The sequence below is a fragment of the Allobosea sp. ASV33 genome (assembly GCF_016428755.1).
In the GTDB taxonomy this organism is placed as follows: domain Bacteria; phylum Pseudomonadota; class Alphaproteobacteria; order Rhizobiales; family Beijerinckiaceae; genus Allobosea.
In genome coordinates, this window is the sequence record NZ_JAELTI010000009.1 from 35,280 (window position 1) to 53,345 (window position 18,066).

Sequence of the window (18,066 nt, forward strand, 5' to 3'; positions counted from 1 at the left end):
ACGCCGGCCCCCCGGGTCAAGGCGCGTGCACCGCAGGGCTGAATCGTGCCGGCTGCGTCACGAACCGCCCGAGACGAGGCTCGCCCCGACATTGATCGCCATCGCCAGGATCGAGGTGTTGAAGACGAAGGCGAGAATCGAGTGCAGCAGTACGACGCCGCGCGCCTCGCGTGTGGTCACGCCGACATCCGAGGTCTGCGAGGTGCAGCCGATCGTATAGGCGAAATACAGGAAATCGACATAGTCGGGATCGGCCTCGCCGGGGAAATCGAGACAGGGCTCCTTCCGGCCGCCGCGGTAGTAGACGCCGGCATAGTGCAGCGTGAAGAACGCGTGCAGCAGCGTCCATGAACACAGGATCGTGACGCCGCCGAGCGCGAGATGAAGGCCGCGATCGGGGGCGGGCACGGCGCCGATGCCGGTAAGTTGAAGCACGATGGCGACAAGGCTCGCCCCCGTCGCCAGACAGGCGATGACGAGGATGGCGAAGGCGCCCTCGTCCTGCCGCTCGGCCCGCGCCCGGATCTGCTCGACCGTTTCGGTGAACATCGTCGTCGCCAGCAGACAAAGATAGACGATAGCCCCCGCATCCCAGGCGACCAACAGCCGCGTCGCCCAGCGCCAGTTGCCGGGCAGCAGCAGTGCGAGCAGGATGCCGGCGGCCAGAGCCGCCACAAGGCGCGGGCGCAGCGCGAGAGAATGAGGCAGGAGCTTCATGGCCGGAACGATCCCTCGGTTGTGCTGCCGCGTTCGCCCGCCGCCAGCGCGGCGAGCGCCTGATCGAGCCGGCCGGCATCCAGTTCGAAACAGGTGAGACTGGCGGTGTAGATCGCCAAGGCCCTTACGGTGCGACCTGGATAGATCTCCCGCATCAGCGCGGCATAGGCGGCGAGCTGCGCGACCGTCGTGACGGGGATGGCATCGACCTCTCGCGGCGGACGCGCCGTGGTCTTGAAATCGGCGACGATGACGGCGTCGGCGGTGACGGCCAGCCGGTCGATCCGGCCGGAGACGGCGCGCCATTCGCCGTCCGGCATGCGGATCGAGCCCGCGACAGGCACTTCCGCCAAAGCGTCGGGTGCAAAGAGCCCGGCTAGCGCGGGCGCCGCTAGCAAGCGCACGGCGTCCGCGACGATGGTGGCCCGCCTCTCGGGGCGAAGCGCTCCGCCGCGCGCTTCGGCAAGGGCTTCGGCAGCTACAAGGCGACGCGTCTCGGGAACGCCCGGCAGGACTTGCAGAAGCAGATGGGCCAACCGGCCGGCCGCAGCAGCCTCGGCCAGGAAGGGGCCGTCGCCGGGCCGCTCCTCACCATCGGCAGCGGTGAGAGCGCTCGACGGCTTCAGCGGCGGCAAGGGCTCGGCATCGCGGATGACCCGCTTCGCCAGCCAATCCGGCACGGCGAGGGGCTTTGCCTCGCCTTCCAACCGGTTGGCCTCATGCTCCATCGACGACGGGGCCGAGACCATGAAGCGCAAGCTGATGTCGTCGCCCTCGCCGATCAGCTTCAGGCCGGCATCCGACTGCATCAGCCCCTGCTCGATCATCGCGTACCAGCTTCCGGGCGGTGCCTCGCCCTTGGGCTGCGCGCCGCAGACGATCAGGCGGTCCTCGGCGCGGGTCATCGCGACATAGAGGAGGCGGTGATGCTCCTCGACCATCTGCGCGACCACCAAGGCCTTGGCCGCCTCGGTCGCCCCGACATCCTCGGCGGAGGCCGGCGGCCAGAGCGGCACGAGCCCGCCTGATGGCGTCCGCACGGCGATGATCTTCGGCAGGCGCCTCGCGCCCGGCTCGACGCCGAGATCGGCGAGGATGACGATCTTGGCCTCAAGCCCCTTCGAGCCGTGCACGGTCATGACGCGAACTTCGCCGGCGCTGGCCGAGAGATCGCGCTTCACATCGGCGGCGCTGCCGGCGACATGCTGGAGGAAGCCGGAAAGCGAGGGGCCGTAGCGGCGCTCATGATCGAGCGCGGCGTTGAGGAAGGCGTCGAGCGCATCGCCCGCTTCGGCGCCGAGCCGGGCCAGCGCCAGATTGCGCCCGCCGCCGGGGCCGAGCAGGTCGGCGAAGAAGCGGAACGGTCCTTGCCGCCCGGCCTGCTGCGTCCAGTGGACGAGCTTCGCTTCGGCCGCGGCATAGCGCGGCTCTTCCGCCGCAGCTTCCTGCAAGGCGGTGCGCAGCGAGCCCTGGCGGTTCGGCGCGAGGCGGAGAAGGTCGTCGTCGTCGAGATCGATCAGCGGCGTCTTGAGCGCGGTCGCGAGCGCCAAGTCGTCGTCGGGCAGGAGCAGGGCGCGGCCGAGCACGACGAGGTCTTCCACCGCCGGATGCTCCGCCAATGTCAGCCTGTCGCGACCGGCCACGGGGACATCGGCATCCTTCAGCGCCTTGACGATCGCCTCGAACAGCGCGCCGCGCTGGCGCAGCAGGATCATGACGTCGCCGGCCGCGAAGGGATGGCCGAGATCGTCGCGGCGGTCGCGATGCCAGCGCTGCAAGGTCCGCGCGATGCGCCCGGCGAGCTTCACCGTGCCGCCGCGGCGCTCCGGCGCATCGACCGGCGTGGTCCAGGCATCAGGCGGCTCGCCCGTGTCATTGGCGGCGAGCGGCCAGATATCGACGGTGCCGGGCGCATTGCGGCGGACGGTATCGTGGATTTCAGGCCGCTCCGCGCCGTCGAAGACGAGACCGCGCGCATGCGCGGGCAAGGCGAAGACGGCATCGACCGCCTGCATGATGTCCGGCGCCGAGCGGAAGGAGGTGTTGAGGCTGATCGCCTCGAAATCGCGTTCCGCCGCTCTGATACGCTGGCCGAGCGCGCGGCGCTCCTCGCCGAAGGCGGCAGGTGCGGCGCCCTGGAAGCCGTAGATCGACTGCTTCTCGTCGCCGACGACGAAGATGGTGCGCGGCTTGGCCCGGAGATCGTCTCCGCCCGTGAACTCCTCGGCGAGCTTGCGCAGGATCGCCCATTGCGCCTCGCCGGTATCCTGCGCCTCGTCGAGCAGGATGTGGTCGATGCCGGCATCGAGCTTGTAGAGCACCCAGGCCGCCTCGACCCGCTCCAGCAGCGAGCGCGTACGCGCGATCAGGTCGTCATAGTCGAGCAGCGAGCGCAGGCTCTTCTGGCGCTGGTAAGAGGCGAGCATGCGCGTCACCAGCAAGGCGAGCGCCGCGCTGCGATCGCGGATCGCGACGGCGTTCAATTGCTCGGAGGCGGTCAACAGGAGGGTGGCAAGTTCCTCCAGCGTGACAAGCAAGGCGCCGTCGAACTCGGATTTGCCCTTGCCGCGGATATTGGCGTTGATCGTGCCGGCCTCGGTGATGAAGCCGCGCCGGCAGAAACCGACGGGGTCACCGTCATCCTGCCCGGCGAGAAGGGTGCGCAGGTTGGTCGCGAAGTTCTGGCGGGTGGCGCTGCCGGCCCGAAGCGCCTCGATCAGGGCAAGCAATCCCGGCAAAGCCGCCAGATCGGCGCGGAAGCGCGCCTTGATCGCGTCTGCCGACAGGTCAGGCGCGATGCCGAGGAAGGCGGCGATGCCTGCTGTCACCACCTCTGGGTCACGGGCACGGCCATTCTCGTCGCTGAACAGGGCGCGCTGTCGCAGCGCCTCCTGGAACATGGTCTCGAACGAGTCCTGCGCCGCCAGCCGCGCCAGCAGATCGAGCGCGCGCGCCTCCGGCCCGTTCGGCTGGGCCGTGACGAGGGCGAGCAATTCGCGGCGCGCCGCACGCAGCATCTCGGCCTGCGCCAGATCGTCGGCGACCTCGAAACGCGGCGGCACGTTTGCTTCGAAAGGTGCCGCCTGCAGGACACGGGTGCAGAAAGCGTGGATCGTCTCGATGCGCAGGCCGCCCGGCGTCTCCAGCGCCTGCGCGAAGAGGCGGCGGGCCTTGGCCCGCTCGGCCATCGTCGGCGCGCGGCCGGTGAGCTGCGTCAGCTCTCGCCCCAGCGCCTCGTCGGAGAGCGTCGCCCAGTTGCTCAGCGCCTTGAAGATGCGGTTCGCCATATTGGCGGCGGCCGCCTTGGTATAGGTGATGCAGAGCATCCGGCTGGGCGCGACATCGTCGAGCAAAAGCCGCAGCACGCGGTTGACCAGCACATGGGTCTTGCCCGAGCCGGCATTGGCCGAAACCCAGGCGGAGAGGCCGGGATCGGCGGCCTGTGCCTGGCGCTGGTTGGTGAGCGGCGGGACGATCCAGCCGGGCTTCATGCCTCGCCCCCTTCGTCCCCACCGGGCGCGGCCGACCACTCCTTGACGCGGGCGAGGTGGTCGTAGGGGCTGGCATAGCGGATATAGTCAGGCGCGCGACGCGAGACGAAGGGCTCGCGGCCGGAGCGCAAGCGATCGAGATATTCGAGCAGGCGTTCGAGATGGCGCGCGGCGACATCGGCCAAGGATTCGCCATCGAATTCCAGCGGCTTGTCCTTGGCCCAGCCTTTGGGATCGTGGTGGAGCTTCATGTAGAGGACCGCGGCGACCGGCGTCGGGCCCACCAAACCCTCAAAGCCGGCGCGGGCGGCAAGCTCCGCCTCCAGCGTCAATTGCGGGGCAAAGCCCTTCTCCACCTGCGCCTTGCTCGGCGGCGCGCCGGTCTTGAAATCGACGATGCGCAGCGCCGGTTCGCGCGTCAGCTCGATCCGGTCGGCGCGGCCGCTCAGGCGGAAGATGCTGCCATCGGCGAGCGGGAAGCTCGCGCCGGTGAAGAGCTCGACGCCGATATTGGCGATGTCGCCGCGTCGACGCTCCTCCCAGCGAATGAAATGCCCGGCCGTCAGCAGGAAGCGCGGCCACCAGAACGCGCGGACCTCCGGCACGTCGTCATAGGCGCGGAAGAGCCGGGCGCCGATCCCGACCAGTTGGCCCAGCGCATCGGCCGGCAGAGCTTCGGGATAGGTCGTGGTGAATTCCTCGACGATGCCGTGCAGGAGCTTGCCGCGATCCTGCGCGGTCGGGTCGGCCACGAGATCGTCGAGCGCGTCGAGCTTCAGGATCTTGCGGGCATGGATCTGGTAGGGGTCGCGATAGAGCGTCTCGACCTCGGTGACGCTGAGCGAGAGCGGCTGAAGGTCGCGCGGCGGGCGTGGCGCCGGGCGGCCGATCGGCTTCGCATCCGCGGGCGCGCTCAGCGCGCCGGCCAACACCCGCAGCTTCGCGCCTTCGTCCACGGCCTTCGTCCAGACCGGTTGCGGCGTCACCGCCTGAAGGCGCTGCCAGAAGCGGGAGGCGATGGTCTCCGCCTCGCCGGCCTTGCGCGGGCGCGTCAATGTGACCTCGGGCGCGAGCGCCGCCATGACGAAATCATGGGCGGTCTGGCCGACGCGCCGCTCGGGTGGCGACAGGCCGAGCTCGGCGCGCATCGGCCGGTTGATGAAGGAATCGGTGGTGGTCTGCGGCGGCCAGACGGTCTCGTTCAGGCCGCCGAGAACGACATGGTCGGCCTCCAGCAGTCGCGCTTCGAGCAGCCCCCAGATCGCGACGCGCGGATAGCCCGGCGCCGCCCGCTTGACCACGGTTTCCGCCAGAAGCCCGTCGAGAATGGCGACGAAATCCCGTGCCGTCCCGTTCGGCGGCATCACGGGCTCGGCGCCGGCCAGCTCGTCGAAAAGCCCGGAGAGCGCTTCGCCATCCGGCCCGACATAGGCGAGCGGCGTGCCGGTCTCGCTGAGGCTGAAGGCGGTAACAGTCGCGCGCGCCGCCGAAACGACGGCGGCCAATGACGGCGCCTCGGCAGCGAACGCCTCGCGCAAAGCGGCGCTGGCCGCACCGAGCGCATGCAGCACCTTCGCCGCGGCGGCCTGATCTTCGGCCGTCAGGCGCTTGCGCGGACGCGGGACATGCCCGCTCTCGCGAATCGGCTCCCAATTCGCCAGTGCGGCCTCCAGGCCCGGCATGCCGCGGCCGACCGCCTGGCCGCGCCATGTCCCGATCTCGAGCGTAGCAGCGCCACGCGCGAGCACATCCCGGCCAAGGCCCAGGCGGCAGAGCGGATGGGCCATTAACGGCACGAGAGAAACTGGCGCCATCTCGGCCAGTACGGCTTCGAGGACGAGCCGCAGCAGCGAGCCCGCTGGCCAGCGCCCGAGCGGCAGACCGGCGGAATCATCGACCTCGACACCCCAGCGCTTGAGCTCGACGGCGACGCGCTCGGCGAGGCCGCGATCCGGCGTCACCAGTGCCGCGTGGGCGCCCGGCCGTTCCAGAGTCTCGCGCAAGGCGATGGCGACGATCAGCGCCTCCTCGCGCTCGTCCGCGGCTTCGACGACGCGCAGGCCCTTGAAACCCTCAGCTGCCATCGCTTGCGGGATGCGGGCGCCGATATCGGACCAGAGTTCGGTGACCGAGGCGGGCAGCATCGCCTCGCGCAGCAGCGCGGCGCGGGCCTCACGCGCGGCATCGGGCTGCGACAGCTCGCGCACGTCGTCGCGGACAGCTTCGAGCGTCTCCAGCAGGTGGTGCAGGGCGGCTTGCGGGTGGGACGGGGCAGGTTCCCTGACGATCGCGTCCCAGGCGCGCTGCTCCAGGCCGAGATCGATGCCGGGCAGGACCACGGCGCCGTTCGGCAGGCGGGCGATGGCCGCGAGCAAACGTGCGGTCGCGGGGACCGTGCCGGTCGAACCGGCCGCGATGATCGGCCCGGCCGCACCGCCGGCGGGCAGACGGTCGCGCTCGGCCGCGAGCATGCGGTTGCGGAAGTCGGCCGGGTCGCAGGCGCCGCGTTCGGCCAGAATCTCGGGCCAGGCCTCGCCGAGAATGGCGAGGAAGCCGGCATTGAGCTGCCAGACGCGGTCGAAGCGCGCGGCATCGAGCGAGGCCAATCGCTCGACCGAGACGTCCTCGGTCTGCATCTGGTCGAGCAGGGCCGCAAGGTCACCGGCGAGGCCATAGGCCTCGGCCAACGTCGCCGGCACCAGGGCGGGCTCGCTCGGATCGAGCCGGAGATGGTTGCGATTGGCCGTACGGCCCCAGGCGTCGACCAACCGCGTCAGCAGCATGCGGCGTTCCAGCGGCGCGATCGGGGCGACGCGTGCCTCCGCCCAGGCGCCGGCACCGATCAGGGCGGTCTCGGCCTCGTCGACATCGCCGAGCGGGACGATGCGCGGCAGGAGCAGCGGCCTGCCGCCGAGCTTCCCAGCGAGGATCGCGGCGAAGGCGCGGGCGGCGCGACGCGTCGGCAGATAGAGCGTCGTCCGCGCCATCGCGGCGGGATCGTCGGGGTCATGGATCGGCCCGAGCCGGCCATCCAGCATCGCCTGCGCCAGCACCTCCAGGAAAGGCGCACCGGCCGGGATGCTGAACAGGTTGAGCTCAGGCATCGACCGGCTGGGCGGCGGCGAAGGCAGCCTCGGCCGGCGCGATCGCTTCCGGCCGGTCGACATGCAGCCAGCGGCCTTGGAGAACATGGCCGGAGAGGCGCCCGCGCGCGGCGGCGCGGTCGAAGAGCAGGTTGAACGAGAACGATGCCGGGGTATCGACGAAAAACTCCGGCGTCACGATCCCGATGCCGGCATAGACGTAAGGCGCGGTCGCCGCTGCGCCACGCCGCGTCAGGCGGCCCTCGTCGTCACGAAAGAAATCGCCGGGGCCGTTGAAGCCGACGCTGCTCTCGCGCTCCGCCAGCAGCAGCAGCATATCCATCTTGTCGCCGTCCCAGGCGGCGGCCATCGCGCCGAAATTGGAGATGCCGCGCTCGCTCCAGAGCGAATCCGAATTGACGCTGAAGAACGGCCCGTCGCCGAGCAGCGGCAAGGCCTTCTTGGCGCCGCCGCCGGTTTCGAGCAGTTCGCCGCGCTCGTCCGAGATCGTGATGCGCGGGCGTGTCCGGCCCGCGACATGCGCCTCGACCTGCCCGGCGAGATGATGGACGTTGACGACCGCCTCCTCGACACCGGCCTCAGCCAGTCGATCGAGCGCATGGTCGAGCATCGCCTTGCCGCCAATATTCACCAGCGGCTTCGGCAGCGTATCGGTAATCGGGCGCATGCGCTGCCCGAGGCCGGCCGCCAGCACGATCGCCCGGCGGATCGGCGGCGAAGCGGTTGTGGTCACGCGAATCTCCGTGTCGATCTGCCTGAGCTTAATCCGCCGCTTCGTTCTCGAACAGCTTCGGCATATGCGCCTGATACCAGCCCTTCAGCTCTTCGAGGGCGGGGTGGTCGAGATTGCGGCGCAGATAGCCCTCGATGCGCGGCAGATGCTTCAGGTAGTCCGGCTTGCCGTCGCGCTTGTCGAGGCGGGCAAAGATGCCGGCGATCTTGGTGTTGCGCTGCGCGCCGAGGATGGCATAGGCGCGGGCGAAATCGGCCAGGTCGAAATCCGGGGTATCGGCCCGGCGGGCGGCGCCATAGGCGGCGAGCAGCCTCAGTTCCAGCGAAGCGGGCATGTCGACGCGCGCATCCTGACCGAGCGAGGCGAGATCATAGGCGGGGTGCCCGAGCACCGCGTCCTGGAAATCAATCAGGCCGAGCTTGGCATGGCCCTCGCGCCCTTCCAGCCAGATCAGGTTCGGCGAGTGATAGTCGCGCAGCGTCCAGGTTGTCGGCTGAGCCAGGATCTCGTCGAAGAGCCTGCTCCAGATCCGCGCGAACTCGGCCTGCGTCACAGCCGGCAGCGTGACCCCGGCGATGTGCGGGGCATACCATTCCAGGATCAGCTCGGTTTCGATCGCCATGGCCTGGCGGTCATATTCGGGGATGGCGTGGTCGATCCCCTCCGCGACCGGCAGGATCGCCGGCAAGGTATGGCGGTGGAGATCCGCGAGCAGCCGGGCCGCGGCCTCGTAGCGTTCGGCGATCGGCCGGCGCTCGGCATCGATCACGCCCTCGTTGCCGAGATTTTCCAGGACGAGCAGGCCGGTCGTCAGGTCCGCGGCGAGGATGTCCGGCGCGGCATAGCCGAGCGAGCGCAGGCCGCGATCCATCGCGACGAAGGCCTCGACATTCTCCGCGAGATGGGCGAGCGCGCTATAGGGCTTGCCGAGGCGGATCGGCGGGCCGTCCGGACGCGGCGGCGAGATCATGAGGATCGAACTCTCGCCGGTCGGCCGCGTCAGGCGCTCATAGGCGCGCGTCGAGGCGTCGCCGAGCATAAAGTCGCGGCGGGCATCGCCCCAGCCGGCCGCGTCGAGGAGCCGGCGCGAGGCGACCGCGATGGCGAGGCGCTGCTTCCAGAGCACGCCCCCCGAGAGATCGGCGATGCGGCCGGTCTCGGGACGATCGGGATCGACGTCGAGCACGATGTCGAGACGCCGGGCCGCCGGCAGGCGCGTGCCGGCCCGGTCCGGCCATTCGACCAGCAGGATGAGCCGGTCGATATCCTCGACCAGGCCGATATCGTCGAGTTCGTCGGGCGAACGCACCCGGTAGAGATCGGCATGCAGGACGGTGCCCTGCCCCGTCTCATAGCTCTGGACGAGCGTGAAGGTCGGGCTCGGCGCCTCCAGCGCCGGATTACCGGCGAGCTCGCGCAGGATGGCACGGGCCAGCAGCGATTTGCCGGAGCCGAGATGGCCGGAGAGCGCTACGATGTCGCCGGGCTTGAGGATGGCGGCGATATCGGCGGCAAGGCGCAGCGTCGCCGCCTCGTCCGCCAGCAGAAGCCGGTGGGTGCCGGCCTTGCGGGCTTCTTCCGTCATTCGGCTGCATCCGAGAGCGGCACGCCCTGTGCCGGGAAGACGGCCGTCACCCGCGTGCCGCGGCCGGGCGCGGAATCGAGCTCGACATGGCCGCCATGGAGCTCGACGATCGAGCGGACGATGGAGAGGCCGAGGCCAACGCCGCGATGGCTGGAGCCGAGCGAATGGCTCTCGAAGCGCTCGAAGACCTTCTCCATGACCTCAGCCGGGATGCCGCGGCCCTGGTCGGCGACGGTGATGCGGATGTCGCCGCCCGTGCGCGTCGCGCCGACCGTCACGGTCTGGCCTGGCGAGGAGAAGCCGATCGCATTGGAGAGCAGGTTGAAGAGCACCTGACGCAGGCGCTTGCCGTCGGCGCGCAGCGGGCCGGTGCGGGCGTCGATCTCGACCTTGAGCTCGAGCTTGCTGTCGGTGAGGCGATCCTGCAGCCCGGACGCCGCCTGGGCAATGGCATCGGCGACATCGACCTCCTGAATCTCCAGCGTCAGCGCGCCGTTGTCGATCGTGGCGAGGTCGAGGATGTCGTTGATGATCGCGAGCAGCGCCCCGGACGAGCGGACGATGTGGGAGGTGTAGTCGCGCTGCTTCTCGTTGAGCGCGCCGACCGTCTCGGTACCCAGCAACTGCGCGAAGCCGATGATGTTGGTGAGCGGCGAACGCAATTCGTAGGAGACGTGGTGGACGAAGTCCTCGCGCAGCCGCGAGATCGTCTCCAGCGCCTCGTTCTTCTCGGTCAGCGCCCGCTCGACATTCACGCTGGCCGTAACGTCGGCGAAGGAGATCAGCGTCGCGCCGTCCGGCAAGGGCGCGGCGGCCATGTCGAGCACGGTACCGTCGCGCCGCTCGATGCGGCTGCTGTAGTCCTCGCGGGCATCACGCACGCCGGTGACGACGCTGTGCAATTCGCTCCAGACCTCGTCCTGCGGGAAGAGCGGCCGGCAGAGTCGGATGACCTCGTCGATATGCGGCGCGCTCGCCGCGAGATCGCCACCCTGGATGCGCCAGGACTGGGCGAAGGCCGGGTTCGAGAGCTTGAGCCGCCCGTCCGAACCGAACACGGCGACGCCTTCGCGCAGCGAATCCAGCGTCTCGCGCTGGGTGCGGGAGAGGGCGTTGAAGCGCGATTCCAGCGTGAAGCGCTCGGTGACGTCGTCATAGAGATAGGTGACGCCGCCTTGCGGATTGGGGCTGGCAACGACATGGATCGTCCGTCCGTCCGGCAGATACCACCAGTCCTCGCTGGCCCGCGTCGCGGTGTAGGCCGCCTGCGCCGCCGCCTTCCAGCTCCGGTAGTCGCCGAGCTCGGGCAGGCGCCGCTCGGCGCGCAACTTGTCGAGGATCTCGCCATCGGTGGGTTGGCCGTCGAGGAAGCCCGACTCCAGCGACCAGAGCGTGTCGAAACCGGAATTGCGATAGACGAGGCGCTGGGTGCCGTCGAAGACCGCGACCGCGGTCTTCAGCCGGTCGAGCGTGCGGACATGGGCGTCCATCTGGCGCTGGAGATCGGCGCGGATCGCCTCCAGCTCGCTCATGTCGATGGCGAAGCCGGCATAACCGGTCGCGGTCGGCAATTCCATGATGTCGAGCGTGCGCCGCTGGCCGGAAACCACGGCCGGCGCCCGCAAGGCGAAGGTCGCGCCTTCGCGCCGTGCCCGCGCCGCGGCATCGCGCTCGGTACGGTCGAGCAGCTCGAGCCCGCCCTTCACGACGGCAGCCGTGTCCGCGGCCTCGACGGCGCGGCCATAGGCGGTGTTGACCCAGGTCAGGCGGCCATCGGCATCGCGCATCCAGGCCGGGTGCGGCAGCCCCGCGAGCAGGCTCGACAGCGCCGCGTGGCCGGCCGTCACGCGTTCGAGCTCGCCGCGCAGCGTCATGACCTCCGCGCGCTCGCCCGTGACCTCGCGGAATCGGATCACCGCGCGCCCGGCGACGGGGCGGCCTTCGACGTCGATGAAGGGGCCTGCCTTGCTGCGCAGCGTAAAATTGAACGCCTCGCCGCGCTCCTTCAGCGCATCGGTCGCAAGCTCCAGACGCTTGGCATCGGCCGGCGGCGCCCAACTACCATAGGCCAGGGCGAGCGCCGTGCCTGGCGCGCCGAGGAACCCGCTGTCGCCCTCGAAGATGGGCTCGGCATTGCGGCCCTTCCAGCTCACCACCACCTGCGGATCGGCGGCGAGCAGGATGGAGAGGCGCTCATGATGGCTGCGCGCCGCTTCGAGATCGGCTGCGAGTTTGGCTTCGCGCTTCTGCCAGCGCGTCCGCTCGCGGACATAGATCAGCGATGTCGTCGTGGCGAAGACGGTCAAGCCGGCCAGGACCAGCGACAGCCCGCCGGAACTTGTGACGTCGAAGGTCATAGGAGCCAGCCATTCGCTGCGCGCCATGGTCGGAAGCGTGGTCGAGGCGACCGCCAGCCCCGGCAGCAATGCGCGCGGACGCCAACCGCCATCTCGCCCCTGTCGCCTCGCCCGTGCCATCCTCAACGTCCGTCGTCTTCCCGGCGGCTCCAGGCCGCCCAATCCATCGGGCCCGTCGGAATCGGCCGGGGGAGTTGGCAGGGCTGCCATCTCCGGAGGGGCCGATCCACGCTCGCCACCACGCCAATCACATCAGAGCTGTGTTCCGGCCCGCGCATCGCAGCGACCGAATCAGCCCCACTCTAATCATCGCTGGAGTCCGTCAGGAAGTGCTTAATGGCCGGTAAATCGTTCGATTTTCCGGACAAACCAAGACTTAGCGAAGGCTCATCAACCTGTAGAGGCACGAGAGCCCACGGACACAATCGGTAGTGTCTCCGCAGGTGATTCCCGGAAGGCACAGCCATGAAAAAAGGCCCGGCGGATGCCGGGCCTTGATCTGATGACGCCGTGGCGGCGTGTCAGTAGCGGTAGTGCTCGGGCTTGAACGGGCCGGCCTGCGGCACGCCGATATACTTCGCCTGGGCGCCGTTGAGCTGGGTCAGCTTGGCCCCGACCTTGGCGAGATGGAGCGCCGCGACCTTCTCGTCGAGGTGCTTCGGCAGCGTGTAGACCTTGTTCTCGTAGTTGGCGTGGTGGTTCCAGAGCTCGATCTGGGCGAGCGTCTGGTTCGAGAACGAGCAGGACATCACGAAGGACGGGTGGCCCGTGGCGTTGCCGAGGTTCACCAGGCGGCCTTCCGAGAGCAGGATGATGCGCTTGCCATCGGGGAATTCGACCTCGTCGACCTGCGGCTTGACGTTGTCCCACTTGAAGTTCTTCAGGCCGGCGACCTGAATCTCCGAGTCGAAATGGCCGATATTGCAGACGATGGCGCGGTGCTTCATCGCGCGCATGTGGTCGACGGTGATGACGTCGAGATTGCCGGTGGCGGTGCAGAAGATGTCGCCGCGCGGGGCAGCGTCTTCCATGGTCACGACCTCGTAGCCTTCCATCGCCGCCTGCAGGGCGCAGATCGGGTCGATCTCGGTGACGAGCACGCGGCAGCCGGCCTGGCGCAGCGAGGCGGCCGAGCCCTTGCCGACGTCGCCATAGCCGGCGACGACCGCGACCTTGCCGGACATCATGACGTCGGTGCCGCGGCGGATGGCGTCGACCAGCGACTCGCGGCAGCCATAGAGGTTGTCGAATTTCGACTTGGTGACGCTGTCGTTGACGTTGATCGCCGGGAACGGCAGGCGGTTGGCCTTGGCGAGCTCGTAGAGGCGGTGGACGCCGGTGGTGGTCTCCTCGGAGACGCCCTTGATCGCGGCGCGGGTCTTGGTGAACCAGCCCGGATTGGCCTTGAGCTGGCGCTTGATCAGCGCGAAGAAGATCGTCTCTTCCTCATTGCCCGGCTTATCCAGGAACTCGGCCTTGCCGGCTTCGGCCTCGGCGCCGAGGATGATCAGCATGGTCAGGTCGCCGCCATCGTCGAGGATCATGTTCGGCGTGCCGCCGTCGCCCCAAGTCGCGGTCTTCAGCACATACTCCCAGTACTCTTCCAGCGTCTCGCCCTTGATGGCGAAGACGGGGGTGCCGGTCGCCGCGATGGCGGCGGCGGCGTGGTCCTGGGTCGAGAAGATGTTGCAGGACGACCAGCGGACGTCGGCGCCGAGATCCTTCAGGGTCTCGATCAGCACGGCGGTCTGGATGGTCATGTGCAGGCAGCCTGCGATGCGGGCGCCCTTGAGCGGGGCCTTGCCCTTGTGCTCCTCGCGGATCGCCATCAGGCCCGGCATCTCGTCCTGGGCCATGTTGATTTCCTTGCGGCCGTAATCCGCAAGCGAGATGTCCTTGACGATGTAATCCGACACGGGTGGCTCCAATCGCTCAACCTGAATGATGGCGCGCTCTCTAGCAGCGCACGGAGCGAATGGCAATCAAAGATATAAAGATGTCTTTATATGCTCGCCGGGAACCGAGTTGGGCACGTCAAAGCAAGCCATTATCGCGCAAGCGCCGTAGCGACATCCGGCCGCGCAAAAGCTCGATGAAGAACCAGGCGATCAGGGAAAGGGAGACGATGCCGCCGACGATCTCGATCCAAGCGAAGCCCGCCTGGGCCGCGCCGAAGATCGCTCCCATCGCGCGCTACTCGCCCTCGCCGAACTTGTCGGCGATCAGGGCCGCCAGCGCATCGAGCGCCGGCTTCGCCTCAGCCCCTTTGGCGACGATGGTGATCGTCGAGCCGATGCCGGCGCCGAGCGTCAGCACGCCCATGATCGAGGTGGCGCCCACCGTCTCGCCGCAGCGGCTCACCGTGATCTCGGCATCGTAGCGGGCGGCGCATTGCACGAATTTCGCCGTGGCGCGGGCGTGCAAACCCTTCTTGTTGACGATCTGGAATTCGCCGTAGAGGGCCCCGGCGGGAATATCGACCTCGGGGCAGTCGCAGTCTTCGTCCATCCTGCCCCTCTCGCGGCGCGGTTACTTGCCGGCCAGCACGCGGCTGGCGACCGTGATGTATTTTCGGCCCGCATCCTGCGCGCTGGTGACCGCTTCGTCGAGGGTCTTCTCCTCGCGCACACTGGCGAGCTTGATCAGCATCGGCAGGTTGACGCCGGCGACGACGTCGATGCGGCCGGGCTCCATCACGGAGATCGCGAGATTGGAGGGCGTGCCGCCGAACATGTCGGTCAGGATGATGACGCCACGGTCGGTCTCGACCTGCTCGACCGCCGCGATGATATCGCGGCGTCGGCTCTCCATGTCGTCATCGGGAGCGATGGCGATGGTCGCGAGGTTCTTTTGGGGGCCGACGACGTGTTCGAGCGCAGCGCGGAACTCCGTCGCCAAATGCCCATGCGTCACGAGGACCAGTCCGATCATTCAATCCAGCACCGGAGAGCGCCGTCAGCGCCCGGACAAGGTCGCGGTTTATGCGTCAGGAGCGCGGTCTGCGCAAGCCGTCAGCCGTCGAACTTGTCAAAATCGTGGTTAGCGCTCGGCCTCTGTGAATAAGTCGAGCGCGTTTAGAGCAAGCCTCTCGTCGCCGGCACGGCCCGTCATGCGCAGGCGCGGGAGGTCGATGCCGACAAGGCTGTCGACGAGATCCTCGGGCTCGGGCATCCGCGCCGGCTCCTCGGCTGCGAGGTCCACGATCAGCCTGACGACGACAGCGCCCGCGTAAGGCTCCGGGGTCAGGCCCAATCCCCGGCGCTCGACGATGCCCTCCAGCGGCGCGACCGGCCGCGCCACCAGCCGATCGCCGGCGGCCACGAGCTCGGTGCGGTCGTCGGCGACGAGCCGGGCGAAGCGGCCCGCCTGCGATGCGAGCGTGATCAGGGCGAGCGCGAGCGTCGACTTGCCGCTGCCGGACGCTCCGCGGATCAGGATTCCCGCCTCGCCGACGGCGATGACGGTCGCATGGATGCGGACGCGCTCCGGCGCAGGCCCGCCGGCCGTCCCGGCGTCAGGCTGCATGGGCATAGGCCGCTGGCAGGCAGACGATGAAGCGGGCGCCGAGTCGCTCCGCCTCGCCGTCGGGGCCGATGGGGCCGAGCCGGTTCTCGGCCCGGATCGAGCCGCGATGCGCCTCGACGATCTGGCGCGAGATCGAGAGGCCGAGCCCGGAATTCTGGCCGAAGCCCTCGTTCGGGCGGTCGGTATAGAAGCGCTCGAAGATGCGCTCCAGCGCATGCGGCTCGATGCCCGGCCCCTCGTCCTCGACCGTGACCAGCACGTCGTTGGCGACGCGCGAGAGCACGACCCTCACCGGCTTGTCGGGGGGCGAGAAGGAACGGGCGTTGTCGATCAGGTTGACCAGGACCTGGCCGATGCGGGAATCGTGGCCGAGCACGAGGAAGGCATCGTCGCCCAGGCGCTGGCTGCGCCGGTCGCTGCTCAATTCGATCTTCGCCTGGCCTTCGCGGCGCGTCTCGTTCTGGATCGTCACCACGGCGCCGAGAACCTGCGCCACGTCGACCGGGGCGGAATCATTGCGGGCAAGCTCCGCATCGAGCCGCGAGGCGTCGGAAATGTCCGAGATCAGCCGGTCGAGCCGGCGGACATCGTGCTGGATCACGGCGAGCAGGCGTTCGCGCGAATCCTCGTTGCGAGCGCGCGGAAGGGTCTCGACCGCGCTGCGCAGCGAGGTCAGCGGGTTCTTCAATTCATGCGCGACATCGGCCGCGAAGCTCTCGATCGCCTCGATGCGGCTGTAGAGCGCCTTGGTCATGTCGCGCAGCGTGCCCGAGAGATGGCCGATCTCGTCGTGACGGTTGCTGAAATCCGGGATCTGCTCGCGCGACTTGACGCCGCGCCGCACGCGCTGGGCGGCCTCCGCCAGCTTGCGGATCGGCTCGGCGATGGTGCCGGCGAGCAGGATCGAGAGCACGATCATCACGCCCGCCGCGACCGCGAAGACCTGGAAGATCGCGAAGCGCTCGGAGGCGATCACCGCGTCGATGTCACCGCCCTGCGTGGAGAGCAGCAGCGCGCCCTTCACGGTGCGGAAGCGCTGCACGGGCACGGCGACCGAGACGATGGTCTGGCCGCGGGTGTTGACGCGCACGACGCTGGCCGGCGCGCCGTTCAGGGCGCGCGCAACCTCCGGATAGGACTTGCCGTTGGCGTTCTCGAAATCGTCATAGGTCGGGACATCAGCCTTGCCCAGGCGGTTGCGCAGCATGTTCCAGGTGCGCTCCAGCAGCGGCGGCTCGTCAGGTTCGCCGACGCGCGGCAGGTCGAGGCGCAGCACGTCGCCGCGCGAATAGAGGCTGCGCGAGTCGATGGTGAGCATGCCGTCCTTGTCGTAGACCCGGGCCCGGGTCTTGGTCGGCGTCACCAGGCGGCGCAGCAGCGGCGCGACCTTCTCGGGATTGATCGAGAAATCGAGCGGATCCTCGGCGATGCCGGCGCTCTCGCCGGCCTGAAGCTGCAGCAGCTTGTCGGGGTCGATGGTGATCGTGTCGATCTCGACCGTGGCGGAAGAAGCGATCGCGCCGGCGATGATCTCGCCCTGGGTGAGCAGGCTCTGGACGCGCGCCTCGATCAGACCCTCGCGGAACTGGTTGAGGTAGAGGAAGCCGATCAGCAGCGCGACGAGCCCGCCGAGATTGAGGACGAGGATGCGGCGCGTGAGGCTGGAGGCGGCGCGCAGCGAGATCGCGCGCGCCATGCGCCGCCAGGCGATGCCGACGCGGCGACGCAGCACTGCGCGCCAGCCTGACGGCGGCGCTGATGCTTTGTTGTCGACGGTTGCCATGGCTGCGGCTTGCTTTCCGCTCGGGATGACGGCGACGGCGAATCCGGCGCGCCGCGCTCTCCTTGCCTCAGGTTTCCTTGAAGCGATAGCCCACGCCGTAGAGCGTCTCGATCATGTCGAACTCGGCATCGACCTGATTGAACTTCTTGCGCAGGCGCTTGATGTGGCTGTCGATGGTGCGGTCGTCGACATAGACCTCGTCGTCATAGGCCGCATCCATCAGGGCGTTGCGGCTCTTGACCACGCCCGGGCGCTGCGCCAGCGACTGCAGGATCAGGAACTCGGTGACGGTGAGCGTCACCGGCTCGCCGCGCCAGGTGCAGGTATGGCGCTCCGGGTCCATGCGCAGCAGGCCGCGCTCCAGCGCCTTGGCATCCTCGGCGCGCGGAGCGACGGTCGGGTCCTTGGCGCCGGCCCGGCGCAGGATCGCCTTGACGCGCTCGACCAGCAGGCGCTGCGAGAACGGCTTCCGGATGAAGTCGTCGGCGCCCATCTTCAGGCCGAAGAGCTCGTCGATCTCCTCGTCCTTCGAGGTCAGGAAGATGACCGGGAGATCGGATTTCTGACGCAGCCGCCGCAGCAGCTCCATGCCGTCCATGCGCGGCATCTTGATGTCGAAGATCGCCAGGTCCGGCGGGTTCTGCTTCAACCCGTCGAGGGCCGAGGCACCATCCGTATAGGTCATGATGCGATAGCCCTCGGCCTCGAGGGCGATCGAAACCGATGTCAGGATGTTGCGGTCGTCATCGACCAGCGCAATCGTTGGCATAA

At 68.7% G+C, this 18,066-nt stretch carries 13 protein-coding genes; all 13 read right to left on the minus strand.

Annotated elements, in window-relative coordinates:
* Nucleotides 1-57: 57 nt before the first annotated feature.
* Entirely contained in the window at nucleotides 58-717 is a 660-nt protein-coding gene (locus tag JHD80_RS04750; RefSeq protein ID WP_199085227.1) for a DUF1345 domain-containing protein, read from the minus strand.
* Entirely contained in the window at nucleotides 714-4,208 is a 3,495-nt protein-coding gene (gene addA, locus JHD80_RS04755; RefSeq protein ID WP_199085228.1) for a double-strand break repair helicase AddA, read from the minus strand. Before addA ends, JHD80_RS04750 begins: the two co-directional genes overlap by 4 nt.
* The gene (gene addB / locus JHD80_RS04760; RefSeq protein ID WP_199085229.1) at nucleotides 4,205-7,312 is read right to left on the minus strand and encodes a double-strand break repair protein AddB; all 3,108 of its coding nucleotides are present in this window, start codon (nucleotides 7,310-7,312) and stop codon (nucleotides 4,205-4,207) included. Before addB ends, addA begins: the two co-directional genes overlap by 4 nt.
* Nucleotides 7,305-8,045 (minus strand): sugar phosphate nucleotidyltransferase, encoded by a 741-nt coding sequence (locus JHD80_RS04765; RefSeq protein ID WP_199085230.1) that lies wholly within the window; start codon nucleotides 8,043-8,045, stop codon nucleotides 7,305-7,307. The genes addB and JHD80_RS04765 overlap by 8 nt, the downstream gene beginning before the upstream one ends.
* Nucleotides 8,046-8,073: 28 nt before the next feature.
* Nucleotides 8,074-9,630: a tRNA (adenosine(37)-N6)-threonylcarbamoyltransferase complex ATPase subunit type 1 TsaE gene (gene tsaE, locus JHD80_RS04770; RefSeq protein ID WP_199085231.1), complete on the minus strand. Its 1,557-nt coding sequence runs from the start codon at nucleotides 9,628-9,630 to the stop codon at nucleotides 8,074-8,076.
* Nucleotides 9,627-12,107 carry a sensor histidine kinase gene (locus JHD80_RS04775; protein WP_199085232.1) on the minus strand — a complete coding sequence of 827 codons (2,481 nt, stop codon included), beginning with the start codon at nucleotides 12,105-12,107 and terminating at the stop codon, nucleotides 9,627-9,629. The genes tsaE and JHD80_RS04775 overlap by 4 nt, the downstream gene beginning before the upstream one ends.
* Nucleotides 12,108-12,508: 401 nt before the next feature.
* Entirely contained in the window at nucleotides 12,509-13,915 is a 1,407-nt protein-coding gene (gene ahcY, locus JHD80_RS04780) for an adenosylhomocysteinase (protein ID WP_210339803.1), read from the minus strand.
* A 106-nt stretch (nucleotides 13,916-14,021) separates the two neighbouring features.
* Nucleotides 14,022-14,174 (minus strand): hypothetical protein, encoded by a 153-nt coding sequence (locus JHD80_RS04785; RefSeq protein ID WP_199085234.1) that lies wholly within the window; start codon nucleotides 14,172-14,174, stop codon nucleotides 14,022-14,024.
* Between the two features lie 6 nt (nucleotides 14,175-14,180).
* A complete protein-coding gene (locus JHD80_RS04790) occupies nucleotides 14,181-14,495 on the minus strand; it encodes an HPr family phosphocarrier protein (RefSeq protein WP_199085235.1) in 315 nt (104 codons plus the stop codon).
* A gap of 21 nt (nucleotides 14,496-14,516) precedes the next feature.
* Nucleotides 14,517-14,918, minus strand: coding sequence for a PTS sugar transporter subunit IIA (locus JHD80_RS04795; RefSeq protein ID WP_061971766.1), 402 nt, complete (start codon nucleotides 14,916-14,918; stop codon nucleotides 14,517-14,519).
* A gap of 108 nt (nucleotides 14,919-15,026) precedes the next feature.
* Entirely contained in the window at nucleotides 15,027-15,512 is a 486-nt protein-coding gene (locus JHD80_RS04800) for an HPr kinase/phosphorylase (protein WP_199085236.1), read from the minus strand.
* Nucleotides 15,502-17,295 (minus strand): sensor histidine kinase, encoded by a 1,794-nt coding sequence (locus tag JHD80_RS04805; RefSeq protein WP_199085237.1) that lies wholly within the window; start codon nucleotides 17,293-17,295, stop codon nucleotides 15,502-15,504. The genes JHD80_RS04800 and JHD80_RS04805 overlap by 11 nt, the downstream gene beginning before the upstream one ends.
* A gap of 67 nt (nucleotides 17,296-17,362) precedes the next feature.
* Complete coding sequence (locus JHD80_RS04810; protein WP_199085238.1) at nucleotides 17,363-18,064, minus strand: response regulator transcription factor; 702 nt, start codon at nucleotides 18,062-18,064, stop codon at nucleotides 17,363-17,365.
* Nucleotides 18,065-18,066: the final 2 nt, after the last annotated feature.